The organism is Streptomyces sp. NPDC056580 (assembly GCF_042793175.1).
GTDB lineage: Bacteria > Actinomycetota > Actinomycetes > Streptomycetales > Streptomycetaceae > Streptomyces.
Window position 1 is genome coordinate 212,797 of record NZ_JBHTVE010000003.1, and the last position, 16,313, is coordinate 229,109.

General features: G+C 74.3%; 12 protein-coding genes. All 12 read right to left on the minus strand.

Going from position 1 to position 16,313, the window contains the following annotated elements; translation table 11 throughout:
• Positions 1–26: 26 nt before the first annotated feature.
• Positions 27–1,355 (minus strand): cytochrome ubiquinol oxidase subunit I, encoded by a 1,329-nt coding sequence (locus ACFQ9Z_RS07645; protein WP_383012369.1) that lies wholly within the window; start codon positions 1,353–1,355, stop codon positions 27–29.
• Between the two features lie 21 nt (positions 1,356–1,376).
• A complete protein-coding gene (locus ACFQ9Z_RS07650; protein WP_383012372.1) occupies positions 1,377–2,306 on the minus strand; it encodes a LysR family transcriptional regulator in 930 nt (309 codons plus the stop codon).
• A 76-nt stretch (positions 2,307–2,382) separates the two neighbouring features.
• On the minus strand, positions 2,383–4,191 hold the full coding sequence (locus ACFQ9Z_RS07655) for a fatty acyl-AMP ligase (RefSeq protein ID WP_383012375.1): 1,809 nt from the start codon (positions 4,189–4,191) through the stop codon (positions 2,383–2,385).
• A 48-nt stretch (positions 4,192–4,239) separates the two neighbouring features.
• Positions 4,240–5,484, minus strand: a complete 1,245-nt coding sequence (gene ccrA, locus ACFQ9Z_RS07660; RefSeq protein ID WP_383012378.1) for a crotonyl-CoA carboxylase/reductase — start codon at positions 5,482–5,484, stop codon at positions 4,240–4,242.
• A gap of 72 nt (positions 5,485–5,556) precedes the next feature.
• Complete coding sequence (locus tag ACFQ9Z_RS07665) at positions 5,557–7,899, minus strand: acyltransferase domain-containing protein (RefSeq protein ID WP_383012381.1); 2,343 nt, start codon at positions 7,897–7,899, stop codon at positions 5,557–5,559.
• Between the two features lie 52 nt (positions 7,900–7,951).
• On the minus strand, positions 7,952–9,007 hold the full coding sequence (locus ACFQ9Z_RS07670) for an aldo/keto reductase (RefSeq protein WP_383012384.1): 1,056 nt from the start codon (positions 9,005–9,007) through the stop codon (positions 7,952–7,954).
• 9 nt (positions 9,008–9,016) lie between these two features.
• Positions 9,017–9,811, minus strand: a complete 795-nt coding sequence (locus tag ACFQ9Z_RS07675; RefSeq protein ID WP_383012387.1) for a thioesterase II family protein — start codon at positions 9,809–9,811, stop codon at positions 9,017–9,019.
• A complete protein-coding gene (locus tag ACFQ9Z_RS07680; protein ID WP_383012391.1) occupies positions 9,808–12,579 on the minus strand; it encodes a beta-ketoacyl synthase N-terminal-like domain-containing protein in 2,772 nt (923 codons plus the stop codon). The genes ACFQ9Z_RS07675 and ACFQ9Z_RS07680 overlap by 4 nt, the downstream gene beginning before the upstream one ends.
• Positions 12,572–13,084 (minus strand): phosphopantetheine-binding protein, encoded by a 513-nt coding sequence (locus ACFQ9Z_RS07685; RefSeq protein WP_383012394.1) that lies wholly within the window; start codon positions 13,082–13,084, stop codon positions 12,572–12,574. The genes ACFQ9Z_RS07680 and ACFQ9Z_RS07685 overlap by 8 nt, the downstream gene beginning before the upstream one ends.
• 53 nt (positions 13,085–13,137) lie before the next feature.
• The gene (gene metF / locus ACFQ9Z_RS07690; RefSeq protein ID WP_383012397.1) at positions 13,138–14,022 is read right to left on the minus strand and encodes a methylenetetrahydrofolate reductase [NAD(P)H]; all 885 of its coding nucleotides are present in this window, start codon (positions 14,020–14,022) and stop codon (positions 13,138–13,140) included.
• Positions 14,019–14,999, minus strand: a complete 981-nt coding sequence (locus tag ACFQ9Z_RS07695) for a carbohydrate kinase family protein (RefSeq protein WP_383012400.1) — start codon at positions 14,997–14,999, stop codon at positions 14,019–14,021. Before ACFQ9Z_RS07695 ends, metF begins: the two co-directional genes overlap by 4 nt.
• 35 nt (positions 15,000–15,034) lie before the next feature.
• Positions 15,035–16,255, minus strand: coding sequence for a methionine adenosyltransferase (gene metK, locus ACFQ9Z_RS07700; RefSeq protein ID WP_383012403.1), 1,221 nt, complete (start codon positions 16,253–16,255; stop codon positions 15,035–15,037).
• Between the last annotated feature and the right edge of the window lie 58 nt (positions 16,256–16,313).

Consider the following 16,313-nt stretch of genomic DNA (forward strand, 5'->3'; position numbering starts at 1 on the left):
GTGTGTACGTGCGGTCGTCGGAAGGGTCAGTAGGAGGGGTGGACGTCCGCCGGGGGCGTTCCCCGGCCGTCCTCCCGCAGCACCCGGCGCTCCTCGTCGTCCGGGAAGAGTCCGGTGTCGCCGAGCAGCCCCACGTCCGGCCCGAGCCGCGCGAACCGGATCATCAGCGCCCAGTCGACGACGGCCAGGACGACGAGCACGAGCGTGAAGAGGACGAACGAGGCGAGCATGCCGCCGGCGGAGACACCGGCGACGGCGTCGCGGACGGTCAGCTCGCCGGTGACCATCCACGGTTGCCGGCCGACCTCCCGGCTGAGCCAGCCGCACACGAGGGCCAGGAAGCCCAGGGGCAGCATGAGGGCGGGCAGCCGCAGCCTGAACCGCCGGCCCGCGGGCGAGCCGCCCAGCGCCCCGCCCCGGGCCGCAGTGGCGGGGATCCAGGCCACGCAGAGCAGCAGGACGCCGATGACGAGCATGAGCACGGACGCCCCGCCCACCCAGGCGGGCGGCATCCAGTCGCCGGCCCCGTACCGGGCCGTCGCATCCGCTCGCACGGCGTCCAGCTCCGCGCCGCCGCTGCCCATCAGGACGGCGTACTTCTCGGGCTGGTAACCCTTCAGCGCGCTCAGGTGCACGAGGCCCGCCACGACGGTGACGAGCGCGCCGCCGCCCGCCAGGAGCGACCCCTGGACCAGCGTCGGGCGGAAGAAGTCGGTGTCCTGGCCGCGGCGCACGTGGTGGGCGCTGACGGTGGCCAGCAGCAGTCCGGCGAGCAGGGCCACCGCGCCCGCGATGTGCAGCACGGCGTACCAGGTGGCGCCGTTGGCGAGGACGGCGCCCCAGTCGGTGACGACGGCGCTGCCGTCGCGCATCTCGTAGCCGACCGGCTTCTGCATGAAGCCGTTGACCACCATGACCCAGAAGGTGGAGGCGTAGGCGGTGAGTACGACGCCCCAGATCAGCGCGAGGTGGGCGCGGGCCGGCACGCGGTTGAAGCCGAAGGCCCACAGCCCGAGGAAGGTCGATTCGAGGAAGAACGCGACGACGCTCTCGACGGCCAGCGGAGCGCCGGCGACATTGCCCATGACGTGGGAGAGGCCGGACCAGTTCAGCCCGAACTGGAACTCCTGGACCAGTCCGCTGACGATGCCCAGCCCGTAGTTGATGACGTACAGGCCGCCCCAGAAGCGCACGCGCCGCATGCGGGTGGCACGCAGGGCGAGGTCCCCGGTGCGTATCGCCCGGGTCTGGGTCAGGGCGACGACCGTGACCAGTCCGAGGGTCACCGCGACGAAGAGGAAGTGCAGCGTCGCGGTGACGGCGAACTGGAGTCGCGCGAGGTCAACTGCGTTCACGTGGCGCTTTCGGTGAGGAGGTCAGGAACGGCCGGGCGGCGGTTCGTCGTGGCGGGCCGGTGTGACGGACGGGCCGAGCTGGGTGCGCGCCCGGGCCACCAGGGCCTTGGCGGCGGGGCTCATGCGTCCGCCGGCCCGCCAGGCGAGGGCTAGGCCGCCGCGCAGGTGCATGCTGGGGATGGCGACGGGATGGAGCTGGTCGGGCCGGGAGAGCACGAACCGCTCCGGCAGGATCGCCATGCCCACCCCGCGGGCCGCGAGCTGGGCGAGGACCCGCGGGTCGCTCGCCTCGAAGGCCACGCGGGGCTTGACCCCCGCGGCCGCCCACGCGGCGTCGGAGGCGGCGCGCAGGGCGCTGCCCCCGGGCAGGCACATCAGCGGGTGGCACTCCACCTCGTCGACGGTGATGCCGGTGCGCTGCGCGAGCGGGTGGTCGTGGCTGACCGCACCGATCAGCAACTCGTCGGCCACGACGAGCGTTTCGAGGCCGGCCGGTGGTTCGGAGCAGACGCCTATGAGCGCCACGTCGATCCGCCCCGCCCGCACGGCGTCGGCCAGTTGCTCCGTGCTCCCCTCGCTGAGGGATATCTCCACGGCGGGGTGCTGCTCGCTGAAGTCGGCGACGAGTTCGGGCAGCCGCACGGACAGCGAGGCGGCCACGGAACCCAGCGCCACCTGCCCCCGCACGACCCCGGAGACGCTCTCCACCGCGTCCCGCACACCGTCGAGGCCGGCCAGCACCGCGCGTGCGTGCGGCAGCACCGCCGCGCCCACGCCCGTCAGCCGTACCGTCCGGCCGCCGCGGTCGAGCAGGTCGTGCCCCAGTTCGCGCTCCAGCCGTCTTATCTGCGCGCTCACACAGGGCTGGGTCACGAAAACACGCGCGGCCGCCTTCGTGAAACTGGCCTCTTCGGCGACCGCCACGAGGTACTCGAGCTGACGCAGTTCCATGCGCCGATCGTACCGGCGGGCACCGGGCGGAAACCTCGCAACAGGGACATCGCGGCGGCGAGATGTACACGAACCCTCAGGTCCGTGTGCGGGGAGTGTCAGATCCCTGTGAACCCGGCGCCGGCGCCTGCCGGGACCCCGCGGAGCCGGGCACGACGAGCCGGTTCAGGGTGCCCGCCAGGTACTGCTCGCGGCAGGGGCGGCGGCGCACCTTGCCGCTCGTCGTCCGGGGCAGCGTGCCGCGCCGGATCAGCACCACGTCCGCCACGTCGATCCGGTGGTCGCGGCGCAGCGCCTCCCGCACGGCGGTCGTCACCTCCCGCGCGCTCGCGTACCTGCCCACCCGGCTGTCCCCCTCCACCACCACGACCACGGACTCCTCGGCGCCGTCGTCCACCGGGAAGGCGGCGGCGGACGCGGGGCGCAGCAGCGGGTGGCTGCCCTCGACGGTGTGCTCCAGGTCCTGCGGGTAGTGGTTGCGGCCCTTGACGATGATCAGGTCCTTCAGACGCCCGGTGACGAAGACGTCCCCGCCGTGCACGAATCCCATGTCACCGGTGCGCAGGTAGGGCCCGTCCGCCTCGGCGCCTGCGATGCGGGCCCGGAAGGTGCGCTCGCTCTCCTCCTCGCGCCCGAGGTAGCCGGCCGTCACGCACGGCCCGGACACCCAGATCTCGCCGACCCGGTCCGGTGCCGCCTCCTCGCGGCTGTGCGGGTCGACGATGCGTACCCGGGTGTCCCCGACGGTGCGGCCGACGCTCATCACCGTGCTGGTCGCCACCGTGTTGCGCAGTTCGCCGGGGACCGGCGCCACCGTGCCGAGGCTCAGTGCCCGCGCGTCCAGCACGAGGGGCGCCGGTTCGGCGTCGGGGGCGCTGCCGCAGACCTTCAGGGTGTGCTCCGCCAGTCCGTAACTCGGCGACAGGGCACGGCTGTCCAGGCCGCTGGCGGCGTACTTGCCGATGAACTCCCGCAGCGTGTGCTCGCGGACCGGCTCGGCGCCGTTGGCGGCCATCCGCCAGGCCGACAGGTCGATCGCGCCGCGCACGCTGTCGCTGCGCACGCACAGGTCGTACGCGAAGTTCGGGGCCGAGGAGTGGGTGCCGCGGAACCGCGAGACCGCCTCCAGCCAGCGCCCCGGACGGCGTATGAAGGCCTCGGGACCCATCAGGTACGCGGGCCGGCCCGCCCACAGGGGCAGCACGATGCCCAGCAGCAGGCCCATGTCGTGGAAGAACGGCAGCCAGGAGACGACGGCGCCGTCGTCCCGCATGGGCCACAGGCGGTCCGTCTCCCAGGCGTTGAACCAGAAGTTGGAGTGCGTGACCATCACGCCCTTGGGCGTTCCGGTGGAGCCGGAGGTGTACTGCAGGAGCGCCACGTCCGAGAGCGCCGGGGCGGCCGGCTCGGCCGGGGCGGACGGCGCCGGGAGCTCGTCGGTGGCGACGATCTCCAGTCCGGCCAGCTCGGGCAGCCCGGCGAAGTCGGCGAGCACCTGGTCGCGGACCTCACGGGTGGTCAGCACCAGGGTGGTGCGGGCGTCGTCGGCGATGGTGCGCAGCCGCCGCACCGCGTGCGTGCGCGTCGGCACCTGGACCGGCGCCCCCATGAGGCCGGCCGCGGTGCAGGCCAGCCACGCCCGGATGAACTCGAGCCCGTTGGGGTACATCAGCACGGCGCTGCGGCGCGGCCCGGCCCGCTCGGCGAGGGCGGCGGCCCGGGACCTCACCTCGTCGTGCAGCCTGCCGTAGGTGACCTGCTCGCCGATCTCCTCACCGTTGCGCAGGTAGACGTAGGCGACCGTGCCGGGCGTCTCGCGCGCCCGCCGGGCCAGCAGGGCGGGCAGCGGCAGCGCGGTGCGCTCTGTCGTGGAATCAGTGGTCATTGCCGTCCGTTCGTCGGGGCGTGGCAGGCGGACATTCCCGGGGGCCGCTCAGACGAGGCCGGTGAGCCCGGCCCGGGGCGCGTTGATCAGCGCGGCCATGTTCCCGGGGGGCTGGCGGTTCTCGTGCATCGACTGGTGTGCCTCGCCTATCTCCTCCAGGCCGAACAGCCCGGAGAGGCAGGGGTCGAGCTGTCCGGAGGCGACGAGGTGGATGACCGCGCGGCACTGGGAGGGGTTGAACCCGTGCGAGCCCTGCAGCCGCTTCTGCCGCATCCACAGGAAGCGCAGGTCCACGTCGGCCGCGTAACCGGAGGTGCCGCCGCAGATGGTGACCATGCCGCCGTTCTCGCACAGGTACATGGAGGTGGGGATGGTGTCCTGGCCGCTGTGCTCGAGGACGACGCGGGGCGCGCGGCGTTCGCCGAGGGCCTTCCAGTAGGCGCGGCCGAAGCGCCGCAGCTCCCCCATCCAGGCGCCGTACGCGACGGGGTCGCCGAGGTCGGGCATCCGGCCCCAGTGGGAGAAGTCGCGCCGGTTGATCGTGCCGACGGCGCCGAGGTCGCGGCAGTACGCGGCCCGCTCCTCGCTGGAGACCACCGCGACGGGCAGGCCGCCCGCGTTGCGCACGAGCTGGATGGCCATGGATCCGAGCCCGCCGGCGCCGCCCCAGATCAGCACCGGGTCGCCCGGCTTGACCGTGTTGGGCGCCCAGCCGAAGAGCTGGCGGTACGCGGTCGAACCGGTGAGGATGAAGGAGGCCGCGGACTCCCAGGTGAGGTTCTCCGGCTTCGGGTGGCACTGGTAGTCGTCGACGAGCGCGAACTGGGCGAAGGTGCCGTAGTTGGACTCGTAGCCCCATGCCTGGAGGGTGGGTGAGAGGGTGGGGTCCCCGCCGAGGCGGATGTCCTGCGCGGTCTCGTCCCACTGGCCGCCGGAGAGCACGACCTGGTCGCCCACCGAGACCCCGGCGGCGCCCTCGCCCACGGCGACGACCACACCCGAGCCCTCGGAGCCGCCGATGTGGAAGTCCTCGGGCTCGCCGCGCTTCTGCCGGGCGGCGATCACGTCCAGCGGGTAACCGAGGCCGGCCCAGACGTTGTTGTAGTTGATGCCGGCCGCCATCACCCAGACCAGCACCTGGCCGCGGCCGGGCTTCGGGGTGTCGACGACCTCGGTGGCGAAGGACTTCCGCGGCTCGCCGTAGCGGTCCGGGCGGATCACGGAGGCGTACATCTTCTCGGGGACGGTGCCGAGCGGCGGCATCTCGCCCAGCTCGTACAGGCTCTTGGCCATGGTCGCTGCTCTCCTGCTCTGCGTGGTCGGTCGGTGGGTCGGACGGATGCCGGCGGCGCCGGGGCCGCCCGGTCAGGCCGCGGGCGGGGGGAACGCGGTGCGCTCGTAGGGGTAGCCCGGCAGCGAGGTCCTGCGGGGGGTGCGCCCGGGGTGCAGCGCCGGCCAGTCGATGTCGACGCCGGCCGCCCACAGCGCGCCGACCGCCGACAGCAGGACCTTCGGGTCGGGCGTGTCGTCGGTGGGGTGCGGCAGGGCCGGCAGGACCGGGTGGTTCCAGCGCAGCTCCGCGTGGCGGCGGGCCAGCGAGGTGAGCGTGGTGCCGGGGCCGACCTCGACGAGGGCGCAGCCATGGAAGGCGTTCAGCGTCTCCAGGACGTCGTGGTAGCGCACCGCGTGGCGCATGTGGCGGCACCAGTAGGCGGGTGTGCGGATCTCCTCCGGGTCGGCCCAGGTCCCGGTGGTGTCCGAGACCACCCGGATCACCGGCCGGTGGAACGTGACGCCGGCGAGGAAGGCCTCGTACTCGTCCAGCACGGCGTCGACCAGTGAGGAGTGGCCGGCGCCCGGGACCTTCAGCAGGCGCGTCTCCAGTCCCTTGGCCGCGTGCTCCTCGACGAACCGCGCCACCCGCTCGCGCGGCCCGGAGACGGTCACCTGGTCGGGACCGCTGATCACGGCGATCCCGACGCCCTCGGGGAGCAGCGGGAGCAGTTCGGCCTCGGGCAGCCGTACCGCGGCCATGGCGCCCGGCGCCAGGCTCAGCAGCAGCTCGGTGCGCTTGAGCACCATGCCGACCGCGTCCGGGAAGGAGAACACCCCGGCGATGCAGGCCGCGGCGTAACCGCCGAGGCTGTGGCCGACGACCGCGGCCGGCCGGACGCCCCAGCGGATGAACGCCTTGGCGAGGGCGTACTCCAGCACGAACACCGCCAGTTGGGCGATCCGGCCGTCCGCCACGGACCGCCGGGCGGCCTCCTCCAGCTCCTCGCCCTCGGGGTCGAAGACGACGCCGAGTTCCACGCCGGACACCTCCCGGACGTGTGCGGCGCACGCGTCCAGGTCCGCCCGGAAGCGCGGATCGAGCCGGTACAGCCCGCGGGCCATGCCGGCGTGCTGGCCGCCGTGGCCGGGGAAGGTGAACACCACCGGCGGCGGACCGCCCGCCGGCGTCGGGCCGGACCGGTCCTTGGTCCTGACCTCGGCCTCGGCGAGCGCGGCCGCGGCCTCCGCCGGGTCCTGGGCGACGACGAAGCCCCGGTGGGCGTGGCGCGTGCGGCCGGTCTGCAGGGTCCACGCCGCGTCCTGGAGCTCCTCGCCGCCCTCGGCGCCCCGCAGCCGCCGGCCGAGCCGGGCGGCCACCGCGGCCAGCGCGGTCGCCGACCTGGCCGAGTACGGCAGCAACTGCCAGCCCGCGGGGGCCGCGGCGGGACCGGCGCCGGCGGCCGGCGGCTGCTCGACGATCGCGTGGGCGTGGGTGCCGAAGGGGCCGGCGGCGCTCACCGCGGCGCGGCGCGGTCCGGCGCCGCCGCTCGCCCGGCCCGCTCCGTCGCGCACGTCGAGGACGGCCCGCACGAAGGCGGCCGCGGCCGGCGCCGTGTCGGTGACGCTCGTCCCCGCGGGGGCGTCCGCCACTGCGTCCGGTGCCGCGGCGAGTCCGCTCACCGACAGCGCGTCACGGGCGACGCGGCCGCGGCCGGCCGCCGCGGACTCCCCGGCGCCCCTGGTGCCGACGGCGGTGCCGCGGACGACGGCGTGGATCCGGTCCCCGGCGTCCAGGGCCGCCCGCAGGGGTTTCAGCACGGCGACCGCGCAGCCACCGCCCGGGGCGGTGTTCCCCGGGTCGTGCACGGTGACCGACCCGGCGAGGGCGAGGTCGCACTCACCGCCCAGCAGCGCCTGGACGGCGGTGTGCACCGCGACCAGGGCGGTCGCCCCGGCGGCCTGCACCGAGACGGCGGGTCCGGTCAGCCCCAGCTTGTAGGCGACCCGCGAGGCCAGGAAGTCGGCCCCGGTGGCGGCCCGGACCTGCCGGTCGTCGAAGTGCGGCGACCCCGCGGCCCCGTCGCGCAGCCGGGCCGCGTGCCCGGTGGTCGCGCCGCCGGCGTAGATGCCGACGACCGTCTCGTCGCGGGCCGGGTCGTGGGCGGCGTCCTCCAGGGCGTGCTGGGCGCATTCCAGGAGGACGCGCTGCTGCGGGTCGAGCATCGCCGACTCGCGTGGTGAGACGCCGAAGAACCGGTGATCGAACGCGTAGGCGTCGGCCAGCGGCCCGGCGTCCCGCGCCGCGTCGCCGGCGGACCCGTGGCCGCCGAACGCCTCGAGGTCCGCGGCCTGTCCGAAGCGCGCCGCCATGCCGATGACGGCGACGTGGCTCTCGGGGTCGAAGCCGGGGCCGCCCGGTGCGTGGTCCGTCATGCGGTCCGCCCTTCCCTTCCTCGTGTGTGGGGTCCGTGCCGGAACGGGCAGGTCAGGCAACGGGCACGGCCGGGCGGACGAACCGGCCCGACTGACGGCCGAGCGCGGCGTCCTGGTGGCCGGCGATCAGCTCGTAGGGCTGTCCCGGGCGGATGGCGGAGGCCTGCTCGAGCCGATCGAACTGCGCCTCGTCGAGGGTGAGTTCCAGTGCGGCGAGGTAGTCCTCGAGCTGGTCGGCGGTGCGCGGGCCGATGACGGGCACCATCGTGGTGGCCGAGCGTTCCGCCCGGGCGCGCAGCCAGGCCATGGCGACCTGCCCGGCGGGGGCGCCGGTCTCCTCGGCGACGGCGAGCACGGCGTCGAGGATCCCGGTGCGCTGCTCGGAGTCCTCGACCCGGATGGCCTGGCCCTCCCAGTCACTGAGGCGGCCGCGGCGGCTCTGCCGGTACTTCCCGGTGAGCAGCCCGCCGCCGAGCGGGGCCCACAGGGCGGCGCCCAGCCCGAGGGCCTCGGCCATGGGGACCAGCTCCCGGTCGGCGCCGCGCTCGGCGAGGCTGTACTCGAACTGGACGCCCACCAGGCGGGCCGTCGCGCGCAGTTCGGCGAGGGTGACGGCACGGGAGATCCGCCACGCCGGGAAGTTGGAGAGCCCGGCGTGCAGGATCTTGCCGTCCCGGACGAGCCGGTCGAGGGCCGTGAGGATCTCCTCGACCGGGGTGACCGAGTCGGGCAGGTGCGCCCAGTAGACGTCGATGTGGTCGGTGCCGAGCCGCCGCAGGCTGGCCTCGACCGAACCGCGGATGTTCTTGGCGCTGTTGCCGGTGTTGGAGATCCGGGCCCGGCCGGCGCCCAGGGTGAACTTGGTGCCGACCACGAAGTGGTCGCGGTCGGCGCCGAGGAACTCCCCGAGCAGCTTCTCGGACTCGCCGATCTGGTAGTTGTCGGCGCAGTCGACGAAGGTTCCGCCGGCCTCGGCGAAGCGGTCGAAGATCTTGCGGGACTCCTCGCGGCTGGCGCCGCCGCCCCACAGGGTGCCGAAGTTGGCGGTACCGAGCGCGTACTCGGAGACGCGCAGGCCGGTGTGGCGGCCGAAGGTGGTGTGACGCATGGCTGTCCTTCAGGTCCTTGGGGCGAGCGCGTCGCCGATGAGGCGCAGGAGTTCGGCCTGCGTCCGCGGGTCGCGGAAGTAGAAGTGGCCGCCGGGCAGCACGTGCTCGGTGAAGGCGCTGCGGGTGTGGGCGGACCAGTCGAGCTGGCCGGGGTCCTCCTGGTCGCCCGCGAACGTGGTGATCGGGATGTCCAGCGGTTCCTCGGCGACGTACTGGTGGGAGTCGGCGAGTTCCGCGTCGGCGCGCAGGTAGCGCAGCGCGAGCCGCTTGAGGTCCGGCGCCTCGTGGACGACCAGGGGCAGCGCGCCCCACCGGCGCTCGATCTCGGCCAGCAGCTCGTCGTCGGGCAGCAGGTGGACGTCGCGCCGTGTGGTGACGGGCGGGGGCTGCATGGAGGACAGGAGCAGGGCCCGGGGCAGGCGCAGACCGGCCCGGCGCAGGGCGCGGGTGGTCTCGAAGGCGATCAGCGCGCCCAGGCTGTGGCCGAAGAAGGCGAAGTCGCGGCGGCCGAAGTCGACCTGCCCGACCAGGTCGGAGATCAGGTCGCTGATCCGCCGGTACGGCTGCTCGTCCTGCCGCGGCACCCGGCCGGGCAGCTTCACCGCCCACAGCCGGACGCCGGGCAGGGCGCCGCCCCAGCGTACGAACTCCCCGGCGGAGCCGCCCGCGTGGGCGAAGCAGTACAGGTCGAGCGTGGTCTCCGTCCTGGGCCTGCGGCCGGAGAGCCAGCGGGCCCGCAGTTCGGCGGCCGTGCCGGCCTCGGGCGCGGGGCCGGCGCCGGTCGCCGCTCCGGTGGCGGTCATGCGGACTCCTCTTCCGTTTCCAGGTGTGGGCCGGCCAGCCGCCGCTCGATCAGCGCGGCCAGATCGGCGGCCGTCGCGGCGTCGAAGAGCGAGCGCATCTTGATCTCGACCGGGTAGATCTCCTTGAGCCGGGCGAAGAGCTTCATGGCGATGAGGGAGTCGCCGCCGAGCTCGAAGAAGCTCTCGTCCGGTTCGATGTCGGGCAGTCCGAGCGCCTCGCCGAACAGCCCCAGCACCACGCCGAGTGGGGTGTCGTCGGCCGGGCGTTCCGCGGGGTCCGGCGGGCCGCCGGGCGCCGGGGCGGCGCTCACCGCGGCGGGCTCGGCGTCCGTGGGCCCGTCGGCCGCGGCCTCGCCCGCCGGTGCGCCGCCGCCGGCCGTCTGCGCCTCCTGCGCGGGGTGGCGCACCAGGTACGGCAGCCGCTCGAAGGGGTAGGTGGGCAGCGCCACCTTGGCGGGGCGCTCCCCGTCGTGCACGCCCGCCCAGTCCACCCGGGCCCCGGACAGCCACAGCCGCCCGAGCGCGTCGTAGAGGACCGCCAGCGCGTCACCGCCGTCGTCGAGGCCGTTCAGCGCGGCCAGCAGCAGGTGGCCGTCGGTGTGGCCGGGCCGCTGCCGGGCGAGCGTGACCAGGCCGGAGCCTGCGCCGACCTGGAGCAGGACGCGCTCGGGGTCGGCCAGGACCGTGTCCAGCGCGGCCTCCGCCGCAGTGGCGGCGCCCAGTTCGTCCGCCCAGCGTCCGGCCGCGACCGGTGTGCCGGGGTCGTTCCAGGAGCCGTCGCCGAGGACGACGGGGATGCGGTGCGGCCGCGGGCCCAGGTCCCCTACCAGGGCGCGCAGCGCGTCCTCGCCGCCGCGGGAGCGGGCCGGGTCCGCGATCAGCCGTGCCGCGTCGGCGACCGTGAGGACGCCCGCCACCACGGCCGCGGTCAGGGAGCCGGCGCCGGTGCCGAGGACGGCGCCGGGCCGGATGCCCCAGCGCTGCCAGAGCGCCGCCAGGGCGTACTCGAAGGCGAGGACGTAGGTGTCGCGGACCACCGGCTCGTCGGGTGCGGCCAGGCCTCTGGCGACGGCGCGCACCGAGGGGGCGATCCGCTCGTCGGCGGCCTCCAGGACGGCGTCGAACGCGGCCCGGAAGGCGGGTTCGCCGGTGTGCAGCCGCCAGGCCTCCGCCGGACCGATCCGGCCCGGGAAGAGGAACACCACGGGTCTCGCCCGCGGCACCCCGGCCGAGCGGACCGGCTCCCGGGCCGGGCCGTCGCCGGCGACGGTGAACGCGCGGTACTCGTGTTCGCGCCGGCCCGTCTGGAGGGTCCAGGCAACGTCGGCGTACGCCGGGGCCGCCGCGCCGGCCAGGTGGCCGTCGAGCCGGGCCATGCGGGTGCGCAGCGCGGAGGGGGTGCGCGCGGAGTGCACCAGCAGGTGGGCGCGCCGCCCGGACTCGCCCGGCGGCCGCGGCGGGGCCTCCTCCAGCACCAGGTGGGCGTTGACGCCGCCCACCGCGAAGGAGCTGACCCCGGCGCGCCGTACCCCGTCGCCGCCAGGCTCCCAGTCGGTGAGTGCGGTCGCGACCCTGAACGGGCCGGTCCCGAAGTCGATCGCCGGGTTCGGCTCGGTGAAGTGCAGGCTCGGCGGGATCCGCCGGTGGCCGAGCGCCAGGACGGTCTTGATGAAGCCGGCGGCGCCGGCCGCCGCGTCGGCGTGCCCGATGTTGGTCTTCACCGAGCCGATGGCGCAGAAGCCCCGCTCGTCGGTGTCGGCCCTGAAGGCCTGGGTCAGCGCGGTGACCTCGATCGGGTCGCCGAGCGGTGTGGCGGTGCCGTGGGTCTCGACGTAGGTGATGGTGCGCGCGTCGGTGCCGGCGGTGAGCTGCGCCTCGCGCACCGCGGCGGCCTGCCCGGCCACGCTGGGGGCGGTGAAGCCGATGCGGCCCGCGCCGTCGTTGGTCACCGCCGACCCCCGGACGACCGCGCGGATGTGGTCGCCGTCGGCGAGCGCGTCGGACAGCCGCCTGAGGACGACCACGCCGACGCCGTTGCCGGCGACGGTGCCCTCGCCCCTGGCGTCGAAGGCGCGGCAGACGCCGTCGGGCGCCAGCGTGCCGTCGGGGCCGTTCCACGGGATCGTCTTGGGCGGTACGTGCACGGCGACGCCGCCCGCGAGGGCCATGTCGCAGTCCCCGGCGAACAGGGCCCGGCCGGCCGTGTGGACGGCCACCAGGGCCGTCGCGCAGGCCGACTGCACGGCGACGGCGGGCCCGCGCAGGCCGAGGCGCTCGGCGGTGCGGGAGACCAGGAAGTCGGGGGCGGTGCCGAGCACGATGTCGTCCTCGTCGACCCCGGTGAGCCGGGTCCGCTGGGCCCGGAGCGCGTCCGCGTACCGGGTCTCGGTGCAGCCTCCGTAGACGCCGATCGCGCCGGGGAAGCGGTCGGGGTCGGCTCCGGCGTCCTCCAGGGCGGCGGCCGCGCATTCCAGGAAGACCCGGTGCTGGGGGTCGATCAGGAACGCCTCCCTCGCGGAGTAGCCGAAGTAGCCGGCGTCGAACCACTCGGCGCCGTCCAGCCGGCCGCGGGACGGCACGTAGGTCAGGTCGCCGCCGTCCGGAGCACCGCCCGGGACAATCTGCGGGGCGTCGCGGGTGATGGAGTCCCTGCCCGCCGCGAGATTGGCCCAGAATTCGTCGACGTCGGCGGCGCCGGGAAAACGGCCCGCCATTCCGACGACGGCTATGAAACCGTCGGCGTCCTCTTGGGTCTCGAAGTCACTCACCGAATTCTCCGCGGGTTTCCGATGTGTTTTCACCGAGCCGGGCCCGGCGGTTTCCCAGCCGGTTCGGCCGGCCCGCCGGGCGGCGCCGGCCGGCGGCCGCCGTGGTCTCCCCGCCGCCGAGGCGGCGGGCGAGCGACCGCACGGTCGGGTGCGTGAAGAACTCGATGAGCTCGATGTCCTCGCCAGTGCGCTGGATGACTCGTTCGCGGACCATCTGGAGCAGCAGGGAGTGGCCACCGAGATCGAAGAAGTTGTCCTCGTCGCCCACCGCGGGGACTTCCAGAACCTCGCACCAGATCTCGGCGACGACGGCTGCGAAATCTGCTTCCCGTGGATTCGCATGGGATGCGTGCACTCCACTCCTCCCCTTCGGACGGCCGCTCGACGGTTCCCCAGAATCATCTGCCGCCCACCGGGAGGTGTCCAATAAAAACCTTCCCTGCCCGGCAGAACTGTCGTTTATGGCACTGGGTACGACAAGGCGGCGCCACCCGTTTTCCGGCATTCCGTTTCGGAATTCCGGACCGGGTGGCGCCGCCGGGGTCTGGGACGGTGGTCTCAGACGGTGGCGCCCTGGGAGGCCAGGACGGCGCGGTGGATGTCCAGCGTCGCCGTGGACCGGTTCAGCGTGATGTAGTGCAGCCCCGGCGCTCCTTCCGCCAGCAGCCGTTCGGACATGGCGACGGCGTACTCCACACCGATGCGGTGGCCCTCCTCCGGCCGGTCGCGCGCGGCCTCCAGCCGGTCGGCGAGCCGGGCCGGGAAGGCGGCGTCGCTGAGTTCGGCGAAACGGCGGATCTGCCGCACGTCGGTGGCCGGCATGATCTCCGGGATGATCGGGACGTCGCACCCCGCGGCGGCCACCCGGTCGCGCAGCCGCAGGTAATCCTCGACGTCGAAGAACATCTGCGTGATGGCGTAGTGGGCGCCCGCCCTGCACTTGGCCACGAAGTGCCGGATCTCACCGTCCCAGTCGGCGGAGCGCGGATGGCGTTCCGGGAACGCCGCCACGCCGACGCTGAACGCACCGGACTCCCGCACCAGGGTGACCAGTTCGTGGGCGTAGGTGAGTCCCTCCGGGTGCGGTGTCCAGGGCCCGCGCGGGTCCCCGGGCGGGTCTCCCCGCAGGACCAGGACGTCGCGCACCCCGGCGTCGGCGTACTGGCCGATGATGCGGCGCAGTTCGGCGACGGAGTGCCCCACGGCGGTGAGGTGCGCCACCGGGCGCAGGGTCGTGTCGGACGCGATCCGCTTCGTCAGTCCGACGGTCCGTTCGCGCGAGGAGCCGCCGGCTCCGTAGGTGACGGAGACGAAGGCGGGCGACAGCGGTTCGATGCGCCGAACGGCGTCCCACAGGGTGCGGTGTCCGGCCTGCGTCCTGGGCGGGAAGAACTCGAAGGAGAACGACCGGGTGCCGGAGGCCAGTGTCTCGAGCAGTGTCATGCGACCGACCCGAGGACCGGCCGGAGTTGTTCGGCGGCCGCGGGCCCGTAGGCGGACCGCACGCGCCGTGCCAGCAGGCCCGCGTCGGCCCCGTAGCCCTGGGGGCCGACGGCGTCCAGCACCGAGGCCGCCACGGCGCAGCCCAGCCGGCCGGCCGCGGCCGGCGGCAGCCCGGCGGCGACGGCCGCGAGGAAGCCGGCCCGGAAGCCGTCGCCGGCGCCGGTCGGGTCGGTCACCCGGTCGCAGGGGACGGCCGGGACGAGGAGTTCCGGCTCGCCCTCCCGCTCGATCCGCACGCCGCGCTCGCCGAGGGTCGTCACCCAGGCTCCGGCGCCCGCGAGCAGGCCCTCGCGGGTGCGGTCGGTGCGCTCGGCCAGCAGCGCGGCCTCGTACTCGTTGGTGAACAGCCAGGTGGCCCCGTCCACAAGTTCGGCGGCCTCCGGGCCGGTGAGCCGGGCGAGCTGCTGGGAGGGGTCGGCGGCGAAGGGCACGCCCAGTTCCCTGGCCTGCCGGGTGTGGCGGATCATCGCCTCCGGGTCGTTGGCGCAGACCAGGACCAGGTCCGGGCGCTGCCGCGCGGCCAGTGGCGCCAGGTCGATCTCCCGGGCCTCGCTCATCGCGCCCGCGTAGAAGGCGGCGATCTGGTTGCTGTCACGGTCCGTGAGGCAGACGAACCGCGCGGTCTGCGCCGTCCGCGACACCCGCACCGCGCTCGTGTCGACGCCGTGGTCCTTGAGCCAGACCTCGTACGCGCCGAAGTCGAGTCCGACGGATCCGACCAGCAGGGGGGTCAGGCCCAGCCGGCCGAGGCCGTAGGAGATGTTGGCCGCCACTCCTCCCCTGCGCACCTCCAGGTCGTCGACCAGGAAGGACAGGGAGACGTGGGCGAGCTGATCGGGGATCAGCTGGTCGGCGAAACGGCCGGGGAAGGTCATGAGGTGGTCGGTCGCGATCGACCCTGACACCGCTATGCGCATCGCTGCGTGCTCCCGTCGAGTCCCGTGCGCGCCCGTCAGAGGCCCACGGCCCGGCGCAGCGCGTCGACGCGGTCGGTGCGCTCCCAGGTGAAGTCGGGCAGTTCACGGCCGAAGTGGCCGTAGGCGGCGGTCTGGGAGTAGACCGGGCGCAGCAGGTCGAGGTCGCGGATGATGGCCGCCGGGCGCAGGTCGAACACCGCCGCGACGGCGTCCTCGATCAGGCGCACGTCCACGGTGCCGGTGCCGAAGGTCTCCACGAACAGGCCGACCGGTTCGGCCTTGCCGATGGCGTACGCGACCTGCACCTCGCAGCGCGCGGCGAGACCGGCCGCGACCACGTTCTTCGCCACGTACCGCATGGCGTACGCGGCCGACCGGTCCACCTTCGACGGGTCCTTGCCGGAGAAGGCGCCGCCGCCGTGCCGTGCCATGCCGCCGTAGGTGTCGATGATGATCTTCCGGCCGGTCAGACCGGCGTCGCCCATCGGGCCGCCGATCTCGAACCGGCCGGTCGGGTTGACCAGCAGGCGGTGGCCCTCGGTCTCCAGCTTCAGTCCGTCCGCGGCCAGTTGCGCCAGCACGTGCTCGACCACGTGCTCGCGGATGCCGGGCGTCAGCAGTGACTCCAGGTCGACGTCCGGGGCGTGCTGCGAGGAGACCACGACCGTGTCGAGGCGCACGGGGCGGTCGCCGTCGTACTCGATGGTGACCTGCGTCTTGCCGTCGGGACGCAGGTAGGGCAGGGTCCCGTTCCTGCGGACCTCGGTCAGGCGCCGCGACAGCCGGTGCGCGAGGTTGATGGGGAGCGGCATCAGTTCGGGCGTCTCGTCGGTGGCGTAGCCGAACATCAGGCCCTGGTCGCCGGCGCCCTGCCGGTCCAGCTCGTCCCCCTCCCGCCCGCGGGCGCCCTCGACCCGCTGCTCGTACGCGGTGTCGACGCCCTGCGCGATGTCCGGGGACTGGGCTCCGATGGAGACCTCCACGCCGCACGAGGCGCCGTCGAAGCCCTTCTGCGAGGAGTCGTAGCCGATCTCCAGGACCTTGGCGCGGACCAGCGCCGGGATGTCGGCGTACGCCCTGGTCGTCACCTCGCCGGCGACGTGGACCAGGCCGGTGGTGATCAGGGTCTCCACGGCGACGCGCGAGGCGGGGTCCTGGCGCAGGAGCTCGTCGAGGACGGCGTCGCTGATCTGGTCGGCGATCTTGTCGGGGTGGCCCTCGGTCACGGACTCCGAGGTGAAAAGGCGGCGGGACACATCGCTCCCTGGGTTCGCAGCGGCTGCTGACCGGACTGTGCTCGGTTCGTGCGGGACG